17 protein-coding genes and 1 pseudogene are annotated in these 20,563 nt (G+C 40.5%); 8 read left to right on the top strand and 10 right to left on the bottom strand.

Features of this window, described 5'->3' with window-relative positions:
- Nucleotides 1-158: 158 nt before the first annotated feature.
- Nucleotides 159-1,430 (bottom strand): sugar MFS transporter, encoded by a 1,272-nt coding sequence (locus tag LY624_RS18390; RefSeq protein ID WP_341804747.1) that lies wholly within the window; start codon nucleotides 1,428-1,430, stop codon nucleotides 159-161.
- A 147-nt stretch (nucleotides 1,431-1,577) separates the two neighbouring features.
- Between LY624_RS18390 and LY624_RS18385 the strand changes: the two genes are divergently transcribed.
- Nucleotides 1,578-2,789, top strand: a complete 1,212-nt coding sequence (locus LY624_RS18385; RefSeq protein ID WP_341804877.1) for an AGE family epimerase/isomerase — start codon at nucleotides 1,578-1,580, stop codon at nucleotides 2,787-2,789.
- A complete protein-coding gene (locus tag LY624_RS18380; protein ID WP_341804746.1) occupies nucleotides 2,786-3,736 on the top strand; it encodes a carbohydrate kinase family protein in 951 nt (316 codons plus the stop codon). The genes LY624_RS18385 and LY624_RS18380 overlap by 4 nt, the downstream gene beginning before the upstream one ends.
- A 44-nt stretch (nucleotides 3,737-3,780) precedes the next feature.
- Here LY624_RS18380 and LY624_RS18375 read toward each other — a convergent pair whose 3' ends face one another.
- Nucleotides 3,781-5,466, bottom strand: coding sequence for a M1 family metallopeptidase (locus LY624_RS18375; RefSeq protein WP_341804745.1), 1,686 nt, complete (start codon nucleotides 5,464-5,466; stop codon nucleotides 3,781-3,783).
- Nucleotides 5,467-5,671: 205 nt separating this feature from the next.
- Between LY624_RS18375 and LY624_RS18370 the strand changes: the two genes are divergently transcribed.
- The 3 genes and pseudogenes from LY624_RS18370 (at nucleotide 5,672) to LY624_RS18360 (ending at nucleotide 8,143) form a co-directional block, all read left to right on the top strand.
- A complete protein-coding gene (locus LY624_RS18370) occupies nucleotides 5,672-7,408 on the top strand; it encodes a hypothetical protein (RefSeq protein WP_341804744.1) in 1,737 nt (578 codons plus the stop codon).
- Nucleotides 7,409-7,625: 217 nt separating this feature from the next.
- Entirely contained in the window at nucleotides 7,626-7,880 is a 255-nt protein-coding gene (locus LY624_RS18365) for a type II toxin-antitoxin system Phd/YefM family antitoxin (protein ID WP_341804743.1), read from the top strand.
- Nucleotides 7,873-8,143: pseudogene (locus tag LY624_RS18360) on the top strand (Txe/YoeB family addiction module toxin). Before LY624_RS18365 ends, LY624_RS18360 begins: the two are co-directional and overlap by 8 nt.
- A 30-nt stretch (nucleotides 8,144-8,173) precedes the next feature.
- Here the strand turns inward: LY624_RS18360 and LY624_RS18355 are convergent.
- The 3 genes from LY624_RS18355 to LY624_RS18345 all read right to left on the bottom strand — a co-directional run bounded on the left by LY624_RS18355 (nucleotide 8,174) and on the right by LY624_RS18345 (nucleotide 11,095).
- The gene (locus tag LY624_RS18355; RefSeq protein WP_237118945.1) at nucleotides 8,174-8,710 is read right to left on the bottom strand and encodes an RNA methyltransferase; all 537 of its coding nucleotides are present in this window, start codon (nucleotides 8,708-8,710) and stop codon (nucleotides 8,174-8,176) included.
- Entirely contained in the window at nucleotides 8,710-9,207 is a 498-nt protein-coding gene (locus LY624_RS18350) for a YcgN family cysteine cluster protein (RefSeq protein WP_062568047.1), read from the bottom strand. Before LY624_RS18350 ends, LY624_RS18355 begins: the two co-directional genes overlap by 1 nt.
- A gap of 64 nt (nucleotides 9,208-9,271) precedes the next feature.
- Nucleotides 9,272-11,095 (bottom strand): DUF885 domain-containing protein, encoded by a 1,824-nt coding sequence (locus tag LY624_RS18345; RefSeq protein WP_341804742.1) that lies wholly within the window; start codon nucleotides 11,093-11,095, stop codon nucleotides 9,272-9,274.
- A gap of 147 nt (nucleotides 11,096-11,242) precedes the next feature.
- On the opposite strand from LY624_RS18345, the gene LY624_RS18340 reads away from it, so the two are divergent.
- The 3 genes from LY624_RS18340 (at nucleotide 11,243) to LY624_RS18330 (ending at nucleotide 16,018) form a co-directional block, all read left to right on the top strand.
- Complete coding sequence (locus tag LY624_RS18340; RefSeq protein ID WP_341804741.1) at nucleotides 11,243-12,511, top strand: Xaa-Pro dipeptidase; 1,269 nt, start codon at nucleotides 11,243-11,245, stop codon at nucleotides 12,509-12,511.
- A 199-nt stretch (nucleotides 12,512-12,710) separates the two neighbouring features.
- Nucleotides 12,711-15,119 carry a TonB-dependent receptor gene (locus tag LY624_RS18335; protein WP_445936753.1) on the top strand — a complete coding sequence of 803 codons (2,409 nt, stop codon included), beginning with the start codon at nucleotides 12,711-12,713 and terminating at the stop codon, nucleotides 15,117-15,119.
- A gap of 311 nt (nucleotides 15,120-15,430) precedes the next feature.
- Entirely contained in the window at nucleotides 15,431-16,018 is a 588-nt protein-coding gene (locus LY624_RS18330; RefSeq protein WP_341804740.1) for a hypothetical protein, read from the top strand.
- A 317-nt stretch (nucleotides 16,019-16,335) separates the two neighbouring features.
- Here LY624_RS18330 and LY624_RS18325 read toward each other — a convergent pair whose 3' ends face one another.
- The 5 genes from LY624_RS18325 to adhP all read right to left on the bottom strand — a co-directional run bounded on the left by LY624_RS18325 (nucleotide 16,336) and on the right by adhP (nucleotide 20,370).
- Nucleotides 16,336-16,896, bottom strand: a complete 561-nt coding sequence (locus LY624_RS18325) for a hypothetical protein (RefSeq protein WP_341804739.1) — start codon at nucleotides 16,894-16,896, stop codon at nucleotides 16,336-16,338.
- Nucleotides 16,897-17,002: 106 nt separating this feature from the next.
- Complete coding sequence (locus tag LY624_RS18320) at nucleotides 17,003-17,464, bottom strand: DUF6678 family protein (protein WP_341804738.1); 462 nt, start codon at nucleotides 17,462-17,464, stop codon at nucleotides 17,003-17,005.
- A 49-nt stretch (nucleotides 17,465-17,513) separates the two neighbouring features.
- The gene (locus LY624_RS18315) at nucleotides 17,514-17,894 is read right to left on the bottom strand and encodes a hypothetical protein (RefSeq protein WP_341804737.1); all 381 of its coding nucleotides are present in this window, start codon (nucleotides 17,892-17,894) and stop codon (nucleotides 17,514-17,516) included.
- A gap of 110 nt (nucleotides 17,895-18,004) precedes the next feature.
- Nucleotides 18,005-18,955, bottom strand: coding sequence for a putative phage abortive infection protein (locus LY624_RS18310; protein ID WP_341804736.1), 951 nt, complete (start codon nucleotides 18,953-18,955; stop codon nucleotides 18,005-18,007).
- A gap of 404 nt (nucleotides 18,956-19,359) precedes the next feature.
- Nucleotides 19,360-20,370 carry an alcohol dehydrogenase AdhP gene (gene adhP / locus LY624_RS18305; RefSeq protein ID WP_237118949.1) on the bottom strand — a complete coding sequence of 337 codons (1,011 nt, stop codon included), beginning with the start codon at nucleotides 20,368-20,370 and terminating at the stop codon, nucleotides 19,360-19,362.
- Nucleotides 20,371-20,563: the final 193 nt, after the last annotated feature.

Below are 20,563 nucleotides of genomic sequence, written 5' to 3'. Positions count from 1 at the left end.
TTTAAATTAAAAATTGGAACGTTCCTACGGCCAATGCAATATTTGCACCTTGAATACGTATTCATTAAACAGTTATATCATGTAAATTTACTTGTCCAGTGTTCATTAGGCATAAAAAACCCCGCAACATTGTGCGGGGTTTCCATCATTAAAAGTGACTATGCAATTCGCTTTTTCCAGCTATCCGCTAAGCGAACCACGTTTAGTCCATACCAAGCAATAAATGCGTAGCACACTACAGGAACGAAGAAGCTCTGTTGAATACTCACAGTGTCGGCAACAACACCCTGTACTAATGGTACAAGTGCACCACCAACGATGGCTAAACATAACCAACCCGAACCTTTACTAGTCAGTGAACCCAAGCTTTCGATTGCAACTGAGAAGATTGTTGGGAACATAATTGAGTTAAATAAACCAATTGCCAGTACAGAGTAAAGTGCCACATCACCTTCTGTGAAAATAGTCACGAGCAATAATACAATTACCATCATTGCATTAAAAAATAATGCTTTTGAAGGTGCCACTTTTTGTAGTACCGCAGAGCCAATAAAACGACCTACCATTGCACCACCCCAGTAGTAAGCAATCAAGCTTGCTGCTGCATGTTCTTCAAGGCCTGCAATGTGTGCTTCACCAAAATAATTGACTAAGAAGCTACCAATTGATACCTCAGCACCCACATAACAAAAAATCCCCACAACACCCATTATTAAATGTGGCGCTTCTTTAAGGCTGTGACTTTTGGCTTTGCAGTCTTGCTCTTCTGAATGCTCAGAAATCACTGGTAACTTAAAAAATGCAAATACCACTGCAATCGTTAAAAGCGCTGCAGCTAACATCAGATAAGGGACTTTAACAGACTCAGCTGTTGCAGCATTCGCAGCTAACGTGCCTGCTGTACCGAAAAATAAAATCCCCCCTACATAAGGGCCAACAGTGGTACCTAGTGAGTTAAGTGCTTGTGCTAAGTTTAAACGTGATGATGCGGTTTTTTCTGGACCCAGCGCAACAACATAAGGGTTAGCTGACACTTGTAATACCGTAATACCCGAGGCTAAAACAAATAATGCACCTAAAAATAACCAGTATTCATGCACAACGACTGCTGGGTAAAATAACATACAGCCAATTGATGCCACCACAAGGCCTGTTAGTACGCCATTTTTATAACCAAGCTTTTTCACCAACATACCCGCAGGTAATGACACAATAAAATAAGCACCAAAAAAGCAAAACTGAACCAGCATCGCTTCTGTATAAGTTAAGTCGAACACCCCTTTTAGGCGTGGGATCAACACATCATTAAGAACTGTGATAAAGCCCCATAAAAAGAACAGGGTTGTCATTGCCGTCAGTGGTAGCAGATAGTTTTTATTTTGCTGCGAGCCATCAGCGACAAACGATTGGTTTGTATTAATTTCACTCACGTGGTTTTCACTCCGTTAACAAGTTGTGTTCGATTCTACACATTGATGTAAAAATAGCACAAGGATTTAATAGGAACGTTCCAATTATTTAATTTCCTGCTATGATTGTATTATCTTAAATATTCAGCTGGAGAAGATGTGCAAACCATCAACTTCAAATCGGTGCCTTTTTTACAGCAGCACATAAAAGATACGCTTGCTTTTTATCACCCTCATTGTGTTGATCAGGCTTCAAATGGGGCCGGTGGATTTTACCAATATTTTAAAAATGATGGTGAAGTTTACGACAAACAAACTCGCCATTTAGTATCTAGTACGCGTTTTGTGTTCAACTATGCAATGGCTTATATCGAGTTTAAAAACCCTGAGTACCTGACACTGACAAAACATGGTCTAGATCATCTTGAAAATGTTCATAAACAACTCTCGGGTGGCTACGCATGGCTGTTAGAGCAAGACGAAGCCGGTTGCGTCACTATTTTAGATGATACAAACCACTGTTATGGACTTGCATTTGTGTTACTCGCGAATGCGGTTGCTCTTAAGGCAGGAGTAACTGAATGTGAGCAAACAATATCGCGAGTTTGGGATTTACTCGAAAAACATTACTTTGAACAACATCACAACGCGTACTTAGATGAGCGAACAGGTGACTTGAGTCAAGCAGATAGCTACCGTGGTCAAAATGCCAATATGCATTTATGCGAAGCTTTACTCATGTGTTTTGAAGCAACAAATAATGCCCGCTACTTAGCACGAGCCAAGCTACTTGCAGAAACCTTTACGGTTAAACTAACTGAACATAGCCGACAATTTATTTGGGAGCATTATTCTCACAACTGGCAACTCGATTTTGATTATAACAAGAATGATCCTAAACACTTATTTAGACCGTGGGGCTTTCAACCTGGTCATCAAACTGAGTGGGCTAAACTGTTACTAATTTTAAATCGCCACATTGATGAGCCTTGGCTCGTTGAACGTGCTAAAAGTTTGTTTGATGAAACACTTACTGTTGCATGGGATAATCAGTATGGTGGTATATTTTATGGTTTTTCACCAGATAAACAAATTTGTGATAGTGATAAATATTTTTGGGTGCAAGCCGAGTCGTTAGCCGCAGCTGCCCTACTCGCTGATGCGACAAATGATGAAAGCTATTGGCAATGGTACGAAAAAATTTGGCAGTACAGCTGGCAACATATGGTCGACCATAAATACGGTGCTTGGTATCGAATTTTATCTGCCGATAACCAACCCTATAGTGATGAAAAATCACCCGCAGGTAAAACTGACTATCATACTATGGGTGCCTGTTACGAAGTTTTAAGAACGATTAGATTGAGGAATGCAAAATGAGTTTAGTGTGTTTTGGCGAAGCATTAATTGACTTTCTATCCGATGGCAAACAGCCTGAGTCATTTACCAAATACGCCGGTGGTGCCCCTGCAAACGTGTCAGTGGCTGCTGCTAAACTCGGTTTAAAAACAAGCTTTTGTGGTATGTTAGGCGATGACATGTTCGGCCATTTTATAAAAGATGAATTGACTCAACATAGCGTAAATACCCACTATTGCCAATTTACCGATGCAGCGAAAACAGCCCTTGCATTTGTTTCATTAGATGAGAGCGGTGAACGTTCGTTTAGCTTCTACAGACCCCCTGCCGCAGATTTGCTCTATCGCGTTGATGACTTTGAACATAGCATGTTTTCTGAGCACGCAATCATGCATGTATGCAGCAATAGCTTAACGGAACATAACATCTATCAAACAACTATTTATGGCCTAACACAGGCCAAAAAAGCCGGTGCTGTTTGTAGTTTTGATATGAACCTACGTGAAAATTTATGGCCAAGCATGCGTCACACACTTGATCGTATTTGGCATGTCATATCGCTATCAGATATTGTGAAACTTTCACATGAAGAGCTGGAATTTTTAAATAACCGCAGTCACAAAGACCAACCATTCGAGCACACTATAAAAACCATTTTAAAAGCTGGGGTTACCTGTTTGTTGGTTACCAATGGTGGCGAGGCTATTCGGTATTACCATGCTGATTTTACAGGTGAAGTCGCTCCACCAGCCACCAAAGTTGTTGATACTACAGCCGCCGGCGACGCATTTATTGGTGGTATGCTGGCTAAAATTGGCCAGTATTGCCCCAATAAACAGAGTTTTAAAGAATATTGCCAAACGCAAAGCAATATCGAAGAGACGATTGCTTACGCAGCTAAAGCAGGTGCTTTTGCAGTCAGTCGCTATGGCGCATTTGCGTCATTGCCAAGTGAAAATGACTTATAATACAAGTATGAACACGGCTTGTTAAGGCCGTGTTCTTTACCGCATTATTGCTCTTTTTTACATTTATCAATGATAGGTAGGTAACGCAGTACTTTCATGCTTGGGTCAATCACGACATGATCACCTTCTTTTAATGTGATACGCAGCTCTCCTTTATCCATTTGGTATATTTTCTCTATGCCATTTATCGAAATAGGAACTGGCATTGGGAAACGTTCAGCTGCAATTTGTGGATGTTGCCAGCTCAATATTAACGTATCGCCGTTATATGTTTCTTTTAATACAGGTAATTCAGCCTGCTTAAGATACATATTAAAAAACCATTGATAGTCTTTTTCAGTTAAACGATTAATTATGGCAATAAACTCGTCGGTATTACGATAACGAGGAGCAATTGGGTATGTTAACGACGCTGTGTTGTTCACACCATAAAGAAGCTCTCGTGTTGCTTGCCAAAATATGTCTTCACCCACAAGCCAGCGAAGAGTATGTAATGTCCAACCACCTTTGCCATATATATCGGAGTTAAACGCTTGGTCAGATGTAATTTGTCCATCAAGTACCACTGGTTCACAGTTTTTCAGCCCAAGGTAAGCTGAATACATGCTGTGGTTATACGCTGCGTCACCAAATTTATATAAGCTGTAACTGGGTTGCATGTAAAAACCAAAGCCCTCATGCAGCCATGCATCATTGAGCTTTTCATGGGTCATTAAGTTGCCAAACCATTCATGAGCCAGCTCATGTTGCAGTAACCAATCATAACCATTTGGATCACGTTTGTATTTTTTACCATACGCGTTGACTGTTTGATGTTCCATGCCTAAGTGAGGCGTCTCAACAAAACCTAACTTTTCACCGCCCCACGGGTATGGACCAAGCATCTTTTCAAAAAACGTAACCTGCTGGCGTAAATCATTTTCGATAAGCTCACGTGCTTTTTGCTCATTTTTTGTGAGAGACCAGAATTCGATAGGTACAGTCGCGCCATTCACACTGGTGTAATCCGTTTGAATACGCGTGTAAGGGCCAATATTAAGTGCAATGTTATAATCACTGGCAGGCACTGATAACAACCAATCAAACTGTTGTTTATTACCCTCTACTGGCTTCACTTCTTGTAATACGCCATTAGTCACCGCACTCAGCCCTTGCGGTACTGTTAAACGAATTCGCATACTGTCTGCTTTGTCTGCAAAATGATCTTTACATGGCCAGAATAAGTCGCAGCCTTCTCCTTGCACAGCGGTTGCTATCCAAGGTTCACCTTGCTCTGTTTTTGAAAATACGAACCCGCCATCCCAAGGGGCATTTTTAGCTATATGAGGAAACCCTTGATAGGCTACAGCAACACTAACCACACTGTCTTTTGCTTGTTGCTCACCTAAATCAACACGAATTACACCGCCATCTCGCTCATATTTAAGAGCCTCGCCTTTTGAGCTCACCTCATTAATTGTAAAGCGACTATCCAATTTTAATTCTACAAATTGAGTGGCTGCTAGCAGTTTAAAGTCTGTTGTAGCAATACCTTTAATACGTTTGTTATCAGGAAATACCTCAAGTGCCAAATCGTAGTGTTTAACATCACTTTTAAGTGCAATCGCCGATAAAGCTTGCCCTGTATCACCAATAACAGGATCTAATGCAATAGGTTTTGAACTACACGCAGCTAGCACAGCCGATGCTACGACAGTAGTGGCTACTTTAAAAAATTGATTTACTTGCAAAATACTTTTTCCTTATCGTTATTTTTATCGATTTAAAATGGCATGAGCAATTATTTATTACTAAGATTTGCGATGAAATTCAGACCTATATTAAAAACAGATAGAGGTGATGCTCTGGATATGTAGAGTATCTAAACCTAGGACTTTTAAAGATAATCGTGGTATGTTTTTCAGCGTATCTAATTATTAAAAAGGAATTTATGCTATGAATAGCAAACTTCTTGCAGGAGGCGCAGTCGCTATTGTCGCTGGCGCGTTCCTCTATTCACAAAGTAATACAAGCGTTAATGTAGAGTTGTCGCAACTTCAGCACGTCCCTGCCGACACGCCAATTTTTTACGGTCAATTAAAACCATTTCCGTATGCTAAATACTTTGAGCTTATGCCGAGTGCAATGAAAGGCGGCAACGATTTAACGCCCGTTGTTGCTCAGCTAAGAACGAGTGGCGATCCAAATGCCCTCTTTATTGCAGCGCTTTTAGAAAAGTACCAAACATCGTTAACGTCATATGACACGTTCAAGTCTACATGGGGGTTCAGCGATGAATCTATGGGGTTATTTTACAGCCAAGGGTTAATGCCGATATTTCGTATTAAAGTGGGTGAGCAAACTGCACTTTTAAATAGCATTAAAGAGTCTGCTGATGAAGCAGGTATTTCCTACTCTGATGAATCTTCACAAGGTGTCACTTACACACAATTTGCACTCACTTTAGATGGTATCGATGATATTCATCTGATTGCATCTGCAACAGATAATTGGGTAACACTCACTTTGAGTAGTCCTTTAACAAACGAGCAAGACTTACGAATTGCTTTAGGGGTTGAAAAGCCTGTTAAATCATTAGCAGATACCGATAAACTGGCAACGCTTATCAATACTTTTTCATTGGATGGAAATTCTGTAGGCTATGTTGATCATCAACGGATTGCTAACGCCCTTACTGGTAAAGAAAACTCTCGCTTACATCAAATGCTAAAAGAGTTACTCAATAAAGCACAGCAAGGCAATGCATTATCGGCTATTTCAACCCCTGAATGCCAAGATGACATCGCCACCATTGCGGCTAAATGGCCTGCAACTGTGTCAGGGACTACAAAAACACGTATCACTACTGATTACGCCAACTTTGATGTAAAAGCTGTTCTACAAAGTACAGATCAAGACTTACTAAATACTCTACAAGCAATACGTGGCTTCGTGCCAAAACACACTACACAACTTGACGGTCAAGTTTTAAGTGTTGCCTATGGTGTTGATGTCGCAAAAGTAATGCCGCTTGCCAATACACTCACGGGTGCAATTAAGTCAGCTGAGTTTAACTGTGGCCCAATTGTCGCACTACAAAATGAAATGCAAGATGTGAGCACTGCAGGGCTTGCCATGATGTCAGGCTTTGCAAATGGCGTACAAGGCATGAGTGTGAGCGTTCAAGATGCTGCATTTACTATTGATGACTACCAAGGGCCACAAATTGATAAGCTTGATGCTATCGTTACCCTATCAGCTACCGATGCCCATGGTTTGTATTCGATTGCGCAAGGTTTTGTACCACCACTTGCCAATATAAAACTGCCTGCCAATGGTGATGCGGTGCTGATCAACGAATACATTCCCTCACCAGTGCCACTTAACTTTGATATTAAAATGGCGCTAAAGGGCAATCATATTGTGATTTTCACTGGTGATAAGTCAGCACAAATTGCCGATACTCTAGAGTCGCAAAGTGTCACTAAAAATGGCTTTGTTAATATGGCATTTGACGTTCAAAAAATTCTTTTACCTTTGCTCGATAGCGTTGCAGCAACCGGTCAATTAAGTGATGAGGAAATGGCTGAACTTGATTCACTGCGTCATCAACCTGTTAGTGTTTATTTTGCCACCGACATCACTGATAACGGTATTAACATGGAAAGTAATGTACAAATCACAAAAGAGTGATTAATTTAATTAAATACACAAAGAGCGCAATTCAGCGCTCTTTTTTTACACTCTCTTTCAGTACTATAAACCCCACTTCATTTAAAAGTGTATTCATGCAGCTCGCTAATGATGGTAAATCAGTTGTTTCTTGATCAATACTTCATGTTTAACTCACTGTATATGTAGATAACTAAAGACTATACTTGTTCCATTAAATGTACATGTTGAGGTTATTATGAGAATCGTATCTTTTACTGAAGCTAGAAATGGCCTCAAAGCTGTTTTGGATGGTGTAGTTAATGATGCTGATACAACTGTTATTACCCGCCGTGACTCTGAAGATGCTGTAGTTATGTCTTTGGATTACTACAATAGCCTCATGGAAACAGTTCACTTATTACGTTCACCTAAAAACGCTGAACACCTAATCCGTTCGATTGCACAGTACCGTGCTGGTAAAACAACAGCACGAGAGTTAATTGATGAATGATAGTCAACAATTACTGTCGTGGACTGATGACGCATGGGATGACTACCTGTATTGGCAATACTCAAGACAAGAAAACACTCAAGCGGATCAACAAACTCATTAATGATGTTAAGCGTTCAGCATTTGAGGGCATCGGAAAACCAGAGCCGTTAAAAGAGAACTTATCTGGTTTTTGGTCTCGTCGTATTGATGACACCAACAGACTTGTCTACATAGTCGATGATCAAGCGATAACGATAATTTCGTGTCGTTACCACTATTAAATCTGGCACTAACAAAGCTATTATGAGTGATTACTCAGTGTCGGCTTTCTCAGATTGATTTGGTTGCCATTTAAGTGAGTTGTTAGTGTCTCGACTATTGCAAATGGTGTCGTTAGAGCTTTCGATGCCACCGAGTTTGGCAAGCCGATCGTAGAGCACAACATTGCAGGTCGCGGCTAGGTTCATACAACCTATTGTTGGCACATACACTACTTCATCACACCACTTCAGCACGTCCTTACTGACCGAGCCATCTTCAGGGCCAAACACATAGAATGCGTTTTCAGGATGCTTAAATTCAGGCAGTGGCGTTGCACCTTCAACCAGCTCAATCACCACCGTTGTGGCACCTTCAGGCTTGGCTTGCTCTAGGCTTTCAACTTGGGTTAATGGAATATGCTCAAGCACATTTTTGGTATCGGTATGGTACTTATTAGCGCGTAAATAGCGGCTACCAGTAAAAAACACTTGCTTGGCATTATAACACCCAGCGGCGCGTAGCACCCCACCCACATTCGTTGGGCTTTTTGGGTTTAACAGGCCAATGCTTGCTTTAAGGGCGCTCATTAATCAATGTCTCTGGTTGGCCACTCAGCCACGTATAGGTCAAAGTCATCTAGGTCGACATCACAGTCTTTCACTGTTTTGTCACGCACAGAAATACCCAGTTGATGCATCATATCTTTACTGCCACCGTTCAGTAATGGGTGCCAAGAAGCAAGGCCACGACCTTCGTAAAGACGGCGGTAGCTACAGCTTTGCGGCATAAAAAAGATATCTTTGAGGTTTTCTTTAGTGAGTTTTACACACGAAGGTACTAAGATTTGACGGTTCGCATATTCGCTACAACCGCAAGTGTCGTTGTCTAGGTACTGGCAAACGATATTAGTGAAAATAAGTTCTTCACCCTCACGAAGTTGATCCGTTGCGGTAAATTCATCTTCGTCTTCACTGTCGATAAATGTATTTAAACAACATTTACCACAGCCGTCACAAATGGCTTCCCATTCAGGTTGTGACATTTGCTCAAGCGAGCGCTTAAGCCAAAATTGATCTTCTAACATGGTATTACTCAAAGCCCCTAAACAGCGCGCATTCTAGCGTAAAGCCAGCATGCGCGCAAAGGTGCTATTTTTGCTCGTTAACCCAACGCTTAATTTTCTCTTCAAGAATTGGCATTGGTAATGCGCCATCAATCAGCACTTGCGTATGGAAGGCTTTAATATCGAACTTATCGCCTAGCTCTTTACTCGCGTAGTCACGTAGTTCTTGGATTTTGAACTGACCTAACTTGTACGAGAGCGCTTGGCCAGGCCATGCAATATAACGCTCAACTTCGGCAATAATGTCACTTTCGGCCATTGATGAGTTAGCCAACATGTAATCAATACCTTGTTGGCGTGTCCAACCTTTTGCATGAAAACCAGTATCAAGCACTAAGCGCATTGCACGTAATTGCTCATCCGATAAACGGCCATACCACATGTAAGGGTCAGTGAATAAGCCAAGTTCTTTACCTAAGCTTTCTGCATATAGTGCCCACCCTTCTGCAAACACAGTGTAACCACCAAACTTACGAAATAGCGGTAATCCTTCAATTTCTTGCTGCAATGCAATTTGAAAATGATGGCCTGGTGCTGCTTCGTGAATAGACAGGGTTTCAAGTAAAAACTTAGGCTGTGCTTTAAGGTTAAAGGTATTGATATAAAAAATACCTGGGCGCGAACCATCAGGTGCTGGTGATTGGTAAGAAGCACCCGCCGCTGATTCTGCGCGGAAATCTTCAACTGCTTTTACTATATATGGCGCTTTTGGCGCAATATCGAACATTTGCGGCAGCTTAGCGTCGATTTTTTCTTTTACTGCTTCGTACGCGGCAATTAGCTCTTCAGGCGTATCGTAGTAAAACTCATCTGAGGTTCTTAAGTGTTCAAAAAACGCTTTTAAATCGCCTTCGAAACCCACAGTCTCTTTGACTTTTTTCATTTCAGATAAAATGCGCGATACTTCGCTTAAGCCAATGTCATGAATTTCATCGGCATTTAGGCTCAGCGTTGTATGCTGTTTAATTTGATACTCATACCATGCTTTGCCATTTGGCAGCTCACTGTAACCAATGCTTTCACGGGCATTTGGTACGTATTCGTTGGCTAAAAAGTCAGCCATTTTTTGATACGCAGGCACTAAACGCTCGCTGATCATCGCCGTGTATTCGCTTGTTAGCTGTGCTTTTTGTTCGTCGCTAAATGACTCAGGTAACTGAGCAATTGGCCCCCAGAATAATGACTCTTCTGGTTTTTCTACGATATGAGTTTGAAATTGCGGTAATAGTTTTTCAGCAAGCGGTTTAGGAAGAACCACTTTGTCTTTCATGCCTTGGCGCATTGATTGCTCAACACTCTCTAACCAAGCGATGAAACCATCGGCACGCTTTTCAAATACTTGATAATCTTCAACCGTGTTAAAAGGCTGTGCGCTTTGCCCAGAACCTAAAGCTGCAAAGGTATTATGCGCACCGCCCATTTGATTAATTGGCATTAAGTAACTTGGAAACTGAGCGCCTTCAATCGCAAGGTCTAAATCGCGCGCTAGAATTTCGTAGCTCAATAATGACTGACCTGTTAATTGCGCTTTATCGATATTTGCTAGTTTGTTTTTGTATTCTTTAACAAAGTTAAGCTGCTCGTCACGGTTTGCTTTATTGATAGGTGCAATAAATTGGTCGTTATATTCGCTGCGACCGATGTAAGTGCCGCCGATAGGGTTAAACTGTAAACCATCTTCAAAGTAATCGGCTAATAGTGTGTCGAGTTGTGCTGCAGGTGCTTCTGCTTGCGTCGTAGTTTGTGCGTTTTCAGTCGTCGGCTTTTCATTTTTAGAAGCAGGTTCGTTACAACCAACTAATGCAAATAGAACTGCCGAACTGATTATTGCTAATTTTATATTTTTCATTCTTTCCTTGCCCTGATAGTGATTACAGATAAATTATGCGGCTTTAGCTTGCTAATAAGCAAGTATCCCTGCAATTTATCGCAGTTTATTTACACTATGCAAAGTGGTTGCTAGAGTTGCGATTCGACTATCTAACTTTGAATAAAAATGAAAAAGACTCTGCTATCAATAAGCCTTGGCTTAACGGGCTTTATATCAATGAATATAAATGCTGCAACCTATATATCTGCAAAAGAAATGGTTGATGTTCATTCAGGAAAACTGATTAAATCACCACTTGTTAGTATAGAAAACGGTCAAATAACAAGTGTAGATAGTAATAAAGAACCACGGCTAAAAGAGGGTGATAAACATATACAGTTGCCAGAACTAACCTTAGTGCCTGGTTTAATGGATATGCATGTGCATTTAACGAGCGATCCTACTGTGCCGCGCAGTGAGCGAATTGGTCAATCGATTCCGCGTAAAGCAATTAAAGCGGCACACTTTGCCGAAAAAACACTGTATGCAGGTTTTACAACGCTGCGTAACTTAGGTGCAGAAGGCTACAGTGTGATTGCTGTACGTGATGGTATTAATGCAGGCGACATTGCTGGCCCACGTATTTGGGCAGCAGGGCCGTCTTTAGGTGTTACTGGCGGTCACTGTGATAACAACCGTTTACCACCAGAAATGAAATACACCGCCGAAGGCGTTGCTGATGGCCCGTGGGCTGTACGAGCTAAAGTACGCGAAAACATTAAATATGGTGCCAATGCGATTAAGTTTTGCGCAACAGGCGGGGTTTTCTCAAAAGGCACTAAGGTAGGTATTCAGCAGTATTCACAAGATGAAATGAACGCCATTGTGAACGAAGCACACCTACGCGGCCTTACCGCTGCGGCACATGCACATGGTACGAGTGGTATAAAAGCCGCAATCATTGCTGGTGTAGACAGTGTAGAACACGTTAGTTTTGTTGATGACGAAGCCATTAAACTTGCTAAAAAACATGGTACTTGGTTCTCAATGGATATTTATAACACTGAGTACACACTTGCCTTCGGTGAACAAAACGGGGTTGCAGAAGAAAACCTCAACAAAGAGCGCCAAGTATCTAAAAAACAGCGTGATAGTTTCAGCCGTGCCGTTAAAGCGGGTGTGAATATGGTATTTGGTACCGATGCCGCAATTTACCCACATGGCGATAACGCTAAACAGTTTTCGCGTATGGTTGAGTTTGGTATGACGCCACTGCAGGCATTACAATCAGCGACAATTAATAGCGCTAAACTGCTAAAAGTGGATGATCAACTTGGTCAAATCAAAAGCGGCTTCTTAGCCGACATCATTGCGGTTAAAGGCAACCCGCTTGAAAACATTGCCGTACTGGAAGATGTAAAATTTGTAATGAAAGACGGCAAAGTCTATAAATAAATTGATTTTCTGGCTTCTTATTTAGAAGCCAGCTCTCCCCTTTTTTAACAATTCACCGCTCACAAGTTAAATAAGCTTTAACAAAACATCTCTTTTTTGTATTAAAACGAAAAAAATACCTAATTTAGATAAATAAAACTTGAAATGAAAATAGCTCGCATTATCATTGCCGAAAATTTTCGACAAATTCCCCATAATAATGACACATAAATACTCAATTTTAGCCCTTGCCTGCTTAAGCGCATTCAATGCAAACGCCAACGATTTAGACTCAGTTGAACGAATTACCGTTTACGACAAACAAAATCGTGTGGTACTTGAATCTGGCCTTGCCACTAAATCAAATATGACCTTAATGGAAACGCCAGCCCCTGTTGTGGTTGTTGATCAAGAGCTTATCAACTCGCAAGGCGCTACAAATCTACAAGACTTAGTGCGTAACATCAGTGGTGTAACCCAAGCGGGTAACAACTACGGTATTGGCGATAACTTGGTGATCCGCGGTTTAGGTGCTAACTATACCTACGATGGCATGTACGGCGGTGCAGGTCTAGGTAACACTTTTAACCCAACCCGCTCAATGACCAACGTTGAATCTGTAGAAGTACTTAAAGGCCCTGCAACGGGCTTATATGGTATGGGTAGCGCAGGTGGTGTTATCAACCTAATCGAAAAGAAACCACAATTTACTGAAAAGCACACCGTTAATGCAGAGCTTGGTCAATGGGATAGCTACGCATTAGGCTTTGATAGCACAGCAGCATTAACCGACAACCTTGCTTATCGCGTTAACGCAAAAACCGCTCGCAGCGATGGCTACCGCGACTTAAAAGACGACCGTGACGAAATTTATGGTGCGTTAAAATACGTATTAAGCGACAAACAAGACATCATGATTTCTGCCGCTTATATCAAAGATGCCATTGCCGTTGATTCAATTGGCCACCCTATTCGTATTTTTAACAGCGACTCAGTAAATGGTAAAACCGCAGGTGAAGTAACAGCTGCCGATTTAATTAACGATGCAACAGCAAAAGGCCTGCAACTAACCGTTCAGCAACGTCAACAATTAGCAGACTCATTGGCAGCAAATGATGGCCTAACACCTTATACCTTTGGCCATAACGGTATTATTTCGCCAATGGCAAATGATAACAAAGGCGAAGAGCTACGCTTTAAGTTAACCCATAACTACTTCATTACTGATAATTTATTTTTAAACCAGCAACTACAATACCGTAATTACGAATCGAGCTTTGCCCGCCAAACAGGTGCTTATAACTACGTTTATTGGAACCGTAATGGCGTGATCAATGCCGACCCGCGCGCTCCTTTAGTGGTTGATGACGTACTTTACCCATTTGCCGCTCGTCGCCAAGAATACCGCCAAGTAGAAGCTGACGAAAAATCATGGCAATACTTTGCTGATCTTCGTTATGACTTTAGCTTTGCCGGAATTGATAACGAGCTACTGGTAAACGCCAACTACGAAGACCGCGATATTCGTTTTAAACAATACTCAATTTACGATGCTGACAAGGTCATTAAAAACAAAGATGGAGAGGTTATTTACCAAGGTCAATTACCTTACATTTTTGATATTCGTAACCCAAACTGGGGCGAAGGCAGCTTTTATGATTACGACCCGCTAAAAACCAGCAATTACAACAAAAAGGTTCAGGCTTGGGGTGTAGGTATTCAACATGTTGCCTATATTCACGACACTTTCACTACCCGTGTAGGCGTTGCGTTTAACCGTATTAAACAAAGCTACGAACACTTTGGTGTAGATGCGCGCTACCGTGCCAGTGCCGCCGAGCCAACACCAGAAGCAGATACATCAGACAGCGGTATGACCTACAACCTAGGTGCAACCTACAAACTGAGCGATGATATTTCGTTCTTTGTAAACCATTCTAAAGGTCGTACTGCCTACAGCGTACTTGGTAGTGTGTCGGGTAACGAAGCTGACCGCGATGACGCAGAATCAGTCAGTAACGACATTGGTATGCGTGTAAAAGCCTTTGACGATCAACTACTAGCATCACTTGTGGTGTTTGATAGTGCCCGTACAAACCTTGAGTATGCCAACCTAGATTACGAAGCCGGTGTATCTGATGCCTCAGTACCAAAAAGCTTTTACGATGGTGAAGAGCAAACCAAAGGTGTTGAACTTGATTTAAATGCCGATTTAAACGAGCAGTGGAAACTTAACATCAACGCGGTCTATCAAGACGCGCGTGATAAGAAAAACCCTAACTCATCATCTTTCGATACTCGCCAAAAAGGTGTGCCTTACGTAACTGCAAGTAGTTGGTTAAGCTATGACGCTAAATGGTTTGATTTAGCCGAGCCACTTACAATTAGCGCAGGCGTGCAATATGTTGATGACCGCAGCACCAACTCAACCTCGTTTGGTATTCCTGATGGCTACGTACCTAGCTACACGGTTTACGACGCCGCAATTCAATATCAAACAGATGATTGGAAACTACAGTTAAACCTAAATAACTTGTTTAACAAAACCTATTACTCAAAAGCAATGTTCTTAGGCGGTATGCCAGGCGAAGAGCGTAATGCTAAATTAACCTTTAGCTACACACTTTAATTGTGAATTGATAGCAAAAAGCGCGGCTTAGTTAAGCTGCGCTTTTTTGTTTTAGAGCAACGCCCCAGTTAAAAATGAATGCGTTTCTTCTACTAACTGGTTTCGCGAATTAGATATGCCACGTTTAAAATTGCACCGCAAAATTCTATTTGCTATTTTACACGCTCATAAATGGATAATTTAAAGATTTAAGGATGAACCCACTACAGCAATACCCTATGCCAGATCGACCAAGTAACCCAACCCCTTTAGAAATTGCTATTTATAATTATGAATTACTAGCCAAAAAATATAAAGTGGGATGGTAAATCATGAAGCTGTTTTCGTTAAAGCCTGTTACTAACTCTTACGACATGGTTGAGTGGGACATACTTTCATTCGCTGAAAAAATACAACCAATGTTGCCATCTAATCAAGATGCTTGCATGTTTCTTCTTGATATCCATATGAATAATGACTCTTTATTAGAATGCTGGCCTGAAGATTATGAGTTATCGTTTTTACCTGGTTATCTAAAGGATAACTACGATATCAGCATCATGGATGGATTTATCGCTCTTCGTATGAATGCTTATGATGTTTTAAAAGATTTATTAGCTCCTTTAGGTGAGTTCATTGAAACAAAAGCTGATGGTGAACCAATTGTGATTTTTAACTTGCGTACATTTGGTCAAGAAGATGAGACTAAATGTGAGCGTGAATATCTAGATGGCTATCCTCTGGATTATATTAAAATTGCTTTCATCGATGATGATGTAGAAAATAAACCTGTATTTAAAAGTAAGTTAACAGGTGGTTCTCGTTTATTTTGTACTGATAAGTTTAAATCTGCCGTCGAAGCTAATAATTTGACTGGTGTCTTTATTGACGAAGATCTCGATAATATATTTTCTCGTTAAGTAATGTTCTTAGGCGGTATGCTAGGACAAGAGCATAATGCTAAATTAACCTTTAGCTATACACTTTAATTGTGAATTGATAGCAAAAAACGCGGCTTGGTTAAGATGCGCTTTTTTGTTTGTTTAGTGAGAGCGAGTTTGAGTGATGGTTTGTTTTTGGGCATAAATGAGTTATAGCCGAAGGACGGCTCTGTATAAGAGAAAGGCCTTGGTAACGCCGCGTTAAGTGTTGGACAATGCCAACCACCAAGCCTAAAACACTTAACCTGACTGGAACTGCAATCGCCAAGCGTTGTGAATCTGTCTTAAACGCTTTGTTAAATTTCTTGTCTAGCCAGATTCGCTAGATTTGAAGACAAGTACATAAACGATACTGCATATTTGTTCGAAACCTCTACTACCTCCATATAATCTAACTTTAGATAATCTTCTTTACCATATTTGCCACCCATCGAATAGTCAGCACAAAGTTCAATAAATTTTTGGGTATCGTCATTGATACGAACAATGTAATTCCCCATCTCTGGCAAATATAAGTTAATAATAAGATTAAGTTTAGAAACGTTACCATCAATTTTTGATTGGAGAATTCTAATTTTTGTAGAGTCATAGTGCTTGTCATAATTTTCAAACCACTGTTCAAAAACTGACTCGATTTGTGATATCAGCTCGACCTGTATGTTACACAAATCAATGACTTCTTCCTTTTTTGCAAGTAATAGCTCTTGGTGTTTGAGCGACCTTTGGTGCTTATGATCTTTCCTTTGTCTCGAGTCAATCCAAATTTGAGTCAGAATCACAGACACTATTGCTATTAAACCTGTAACGATAGTGGCTACCGGTGGATGAGAAATTACGAACAAAAATATCTCTTTCAAATTCTGCCGACCTTATTGATGACTGAAATTTAACGCCCCAAGCAGGGGGGGAGGAGCACGTTTAGCGAGTAAAATTCTCGCTGACTTGGCTTGTTATATGCCATATTTACTCAAAACCTGTTCGGTCAATTGGCGAATAACCATAAATTCGCAAAGATGTTGCTCCTTTCTCGTATTCAAATCCAATAGACTTGATAAGTGATTCCAAACGAGCTGAGTGATCAATCGTTACAATCTCAGTAAGATTGTTTTTAGCGCTTTCTTCTTTATACTCGATTTCAAACCACATTACACTTAGCATCGGGTATGGTAAGTGGTTATACCATTCATTGTCCCAGACAGAAATGTAGTCTGAATCGATGCAGTTGAATCTGAAGCATGGAAGCCACTTTGTTTCAAATTGAATACTTTCTCGCATGTAAGTAAACAGCTCATTCCATTTTGTATTGTTAGCAAGTCCCACAAGATTTTTAACAGTTATTAACTTTTTTAATTGAGGGATTTCACTAACAAATGGGCGGTCATGTGGGTGTAGCTCTGAATTAGCGTATGGTGCAATATTTTTCACGACTCCCCCGATGGCATATAACGCCGCAATAAACGGCAAAAATAGCTGGCTATACTTTGTGAGGAACGAACAAAAGCCAGCCGTTTTTGTCCGCACCTTTTAATTTGCCTTGTAATGTTTTGATTTGCACTCGATCTTTTACAAGAGCAATAGTTCCAGGCCATTTATTACCTGCTGGAAGCGCCCACTGTTTTACTTGGGGATCCAAAATGCCGCCTATTTTTTCATAGTGATGAGCAACTTTAATCCGCTTCCATTTTAAACGTAAGAAGTAGGGCTTTAGTCTTTTAGTGCCATATACTGGATGTGCTCTTCTCTCAGAACCAAGTAATCTGCAAAGTAAAACCCTCACCTCAATTTTATCCATTTTATGGAATTTTGCGTGAAGCAATTTTTCAGGTGGCTTATAAATCGACTTTAGATATTTCAACAAATCTCCAGAAAAACGTAACGCCGCATTAAGGTGTGAGCAACGCTACCACCAAACCCAACAATGGAATGAAAAATGCCAAGCGTTGGGAATCACTCTTAAATGCTTTGTTATACATCGGTTTCGACCAAGTCTGAGTAAACATGCAAATACCCACCTTCCATCAAACTCTTAACAAATAAGTTGGGATATTTTGACTTTAACAAACTAACTTTTTGTAAAATGTCATTTTGACTTTTCTCACCCATTGCATACGAGTAACGATCAAAGATGAGAAAAGTCGATAAATTCAAAGGTAAATGATCTAAACGCATATGCTCTAGAAAACCGTAACGCTCAAGCAAAGCATAATATTTTTGTAAGTTATTTAAACCTTCATAGGAAGGTATACAATTTAAAGCGAGTACAGGAAGTAGTTTTACTGGGACAAAACTTCGAACCAAACTTGCATACATTTTTTCTTCATTTTCGTACTCATCAATCGTGTTTCTTTTCCCCAAGTAAGCTTCGCTAAAGTCTCGGTCACTATTCTTAATATTATTCTTAGCGATGAACTTTAATAGCTGATACAGCACTCTAAAGTACTGTGAAAGCTCAACATTCTTTAGTATATGCTCCTGTCTCTCCTTTAGGTAAGACGAAATATCGCAGTCATCATCAAGTTTATTTAGATTTGCAATATCTCCGCTAAGATCATTTGAACTTAATTCAAGAGAACGAACCGCATCATTGTGAAGTTCTAAAAGAGAGTAAAACGTAGTTTCGAACTTTTGAGCTTCATAGTTTTCGACTTGTTTTTGTTGAGACTCAGCACTATCCTGTAGCGCTTTGATCGCTGTAGTTAATTCCTCTCGCTGGAGATAAACTGTATATAAAAGAGCTAAGAATGATAATGAAGCGAAAAGAGCACCTACCGTACCACCAATATAAGATCCAAAACTCCCCCAATCAGACTGATTTGTACTAAAGTCACCTGAAAACACACGAAAATATGCTCTGCAAACTACAATTGCAAAGATAACAGCAACTAAACCCACAATTGGGATAAACTTTTTAAACATACTATATCTCTAATACTGAAATCAATTCAGATGTGTAACAATTTAATAGTGCGATCATTGCGCATATTTCTACCACACAACAGCTCACTTTTCTGATTACTACGTTTTTATCAAATTAGCTAACCTTTTGCTAGTTAACAAAATAATTTAAATTGGTAAAGTGGTCTTACGACAAGAATGCGCAAATTGCTCATTTTCCTGAATATAGGGGAAAGTTGTAAATTCTGAATATAAAAAATGTATCAAAAGAAAATATTCAATGTCCGCTCATAGCCGACTCTAAGCAAATACGTTAATTTATTTTGGAGCATTAACGAGCTACAGCTCCCTGCTTTTTAGCATATGAAAAACTGCCAGGTTCAATTGATTACTCAACCGAACCTGACAGCATTAACTGACTCAGCTTAAAGCGTCATCACAATACGGCCTGTGATATCGCCTTTTAGCATGTCGTCAAATATATCGTTGATATCTTCTAGGCGTTTTTCTTCAATAATGGCTTTAACCTTACCTTTGGCAGCAAAGTCGAGACATTCTTGTAAGTCTTTACGCGTACCAACGATTGAGCCTACAACAGACACACCATTTAATACGGTGTCGAAAATTGGCAGTGGCATATCTTCAGGTGGTAAACCTACAAGCACACATTTACCGCCACGGCGTACACTTTTGTAAGCTTGCTCAAAACCTGGTTTTGATACGGCTGTACATACAACACCATGCGCACCACCCACTTGCTCAAAAATGGTTTCTGATGGTACTTGCTTCATAAAATCAATAGTAATATCTGCACCAAGCTCTTTAGCAAGGTTGAGTTTGCTTTCACCAGTATCAACGGCAATTACGTTAAAGCCCATCGCTTTTGCGTACTGCACCGCTAAGTGGCCAAGTCCACCCACACCGACTATAGCAACCCAATCACCTGCTTTTGCACCCGTTACTTTTAATGCTTTGTACGTCGTAACACCGGCACAAAATAATGGCGCAGCTTCTGCAAAGCCTAACCCGTCTGGTACTTTTACAACAAAGTCACCATGTGCAACACAATACTCAGCGTAACCACCGTCTATTGAATAACCTGTGTTGTGCTGCTCAAGACACAAGGTTTCTTTGCCTTCTAAGCAGTAATCACAATGCCCGCATGCACTATACAGCCAGGGGATCCCTACTCTATCGCCTACAGACAAGTGCTTTATATTAGCCCCTACCTTTTCAATTGTACCGACCCCTTCGTGGCCAGGTACTAATGGCATTTTAGGTTTTACAGGCCAATCTCCGTGGCATGCATGTAAATCAGTGTGGCACACACCGCACGCCGCTATTTTAACTAACACGTCATTTATCCCTACCTCAGGGCATGGAATATCTTCAATAGTTAGCTTACCTTTGTATTCTTTATTTACTGCAGCTTTCATAACGTTCCTCCGTGGTATTATTTTGATTGAGCACTTTGAGCCTATACGATAACGCAAACTATTGTCACCAATATTGATACAGATCAAGTTGTTTATTTTTCGTACAGGATATAGTTTTCTGCTTAACTCTTAGTAAAATCAACTGACTAGCTCGAAATTTAGACTTTAGTCGCGTAACATCGAATAGTGGCTA

Source organism: Pseudoalteromonas sp. N1230-9 (assembly GCF_032716425.1).
Classification (GTDB): Bacteria; Pseudomonadota; Gammaproteobacteria; order Enterobacterales; family Alteromonadaceae; genus Pseudoalteromonas.
Note: the sequence above shows the minus strand (reverse complement) of the source record. Positions and strands in the feature narration are given on the sequence as shown.

Bases quoted from the DNA above. Each gene is read 5' to 3' on its own strand.
- LY624_RS18355 (WP_237118945.1), bottom strand. From the start codon at position 8,710: ATGAGCGCCCTTAAAGCAAGCATTGGCCTGTTAAACCCAAAAAGCCCA.
- LY624_RS18350 (WP_062568047.1), bottom strand. From the start codon at position 9,207: ATGTTAGAAGATCAATTTTGGCTTAAGCGCTCGCTTGAGCAAATGTCA.
- LY624_RS18310 (WP_341804736.1), bottom strand. From the start codon at position 18,955: ATGTTTAAAAAGTTTATCCCAATTGTGGGTTTAGTTGCTGTTATCTTT.
- adhP (WP_237118949.1), bottom strand. From the start codon at position 20,370: ATGAAAGCTGCAGTAAATAAAGAATACAAAGGTAAGCTAACTATTGAA.
- LY624_RS18380 (WP_341804746.1), top strand. From the start codon at position 2,786: ATGAGTTTAGTGTGTTTTGGCGAAGCATTAATTGACTTTCTATCCGAT.
- LY624_RS18335 (WP_445936753.1), top strand. From the start codon at position 12,711: ATGACACATAAATACTCAATTTTAGCCCTTGCCTGCTTAAGCGCATTC.
- LY624_RS18370 (WP_341804744.1), top strand. From the start codon at position 5,672: ATGAATAGCAAACTTCTTGCAGGAGGCGCAGTCGCTATTGTCGCTGGC.
- LY624_RS18365 (WP_341804743.1), top strand. From the start codon at position 7,626: ATGAGAATCGTATCTTTTACTGAAGCTAGAAATGGCCTCAAAGCTGTT.
- LY624_RS18330 (WP_341804740.1), top strand. From the start codon at position 15,431: ATGAAGCTGTTTTCGTTAAAGCCTGTTACTAACTCTTACGACATGGTT.
- LY624_RS18340 (WP_341804741.1), top strand. From the start codon at position 11,243: ATGAAAAAGACTCTGCTATCAATAAGCCTTGGCTTAACGGGCTTTATA.
- LY624_RS18345 (WP_341804742.1), bottom strand. From the start codon at position 11,095: ATGAAAAATATAAAATTAGCAATAATCAGTTCGGCAGTTCTATTTGCA.